Annotated in this window: 1 protein-coding gene and 1 pseudogene; both read left to right on the top strand. The window is 54.4% G+C overall.

Features of this window, described 5'->3' with window-relative positions; all coding sequences use genetic code 11:
• A pseudogene (gene yihS / locus ACWKXT_RS24230) lies at window positions 1–611 on the top strand (sulfoquinovose isomerase); the annotation flags it as partial.
• A gap of 137 nt (window positions 612–748) precedes the next feature.
• The coding region (locus ACWKXT_RS24225; RefSeq protein WP_454542708.1) for an aldose epimerase family protein at window positions 749–958 on the top strand (210 nt) is incomplete at its 3' end.

Genomic DNA, 958 nt, shown 5'->3' with positions numbered 1-958 from the left:
ATAATCATTATCGCGTTAACGAACACTTCGATACCCAGTGGAATCCGCTGCCGGATTACAACAAAGATAACCCGGCGCATCGCTTCCGCGCGTTTGGAGGTACACCAGGCCACTGGATCGAATGGGGCCGTTTAATGCTGCACATCCATGCTGCCCTGGAAGCCCGTTGCGAACAACCACCAGCATGGCTGCTAGAAGATGCCAAAGGTCTGTTTAACGCCACCGTGCGCGATGCCTGGGCACCCGATGGCGCGGACGGGATTGTTTATACCGTTGACTGGGAAGGAAAACCGGTGGTCCGCGAACGTGTACGTTGGCCTATCGTCGAAGCAATGGGTACGGCCTACGCGCTCTACACCGTCACTGGCGATCGCCAGTATGAAACCTGGTATCAAACATGGTGGGAGTACTGCATTAAGTACCTGATGGACTATGAAAATGGTTCCTGGTGGCAGGAGCTGGATGCGGACAATAAGGTCACCACCAAAGTCTGGGACGGCAAACAGGATATTTATCACCTGCTGCATTGCCTGGTGATCCCGCGTATCCCGTTAGCGCCCGGCATGGCTCCAGCGGTTGCAGCGGGTCTGCTGGATATTAATGCGAAATAACTGATCTGAAAATAGGGTGCGGGTTTTCCCCTCACCCTAACCCTCTCCCCAAAGGGGCGAGGGGACCGTCCGGTGCAGTTTTTGGGTTTGACATCAGCCTCACGGGAGGCTGTATGTCGTTAATTAAGGTGCCTTGTATGCAAATCACCAATATGCATTGCAGTGGACAGACCGTTTCACTTGCCGCGGGGGATTATCACGCGACCATTGTGACCGTCGGTGCTGGTCTGGCTGAATTAACCTTTCAGGGTTGTCATTTAGTCATCCCGCACAAACCCGAAGAGATGCCGCTGGCGCATCTGGGTAAAGTGCTTATTCCGTGGCCGAACCGGATCGCCAACGGCTGT

The organism is Enterobacter sp. UPMP701 (assembly GCF_053709515.1).
The sequence above is the reverse complement of the archived record's forward strand: the minus strand, read 5'-3'. Positions and strand labels throughout refer to the sequence as shown.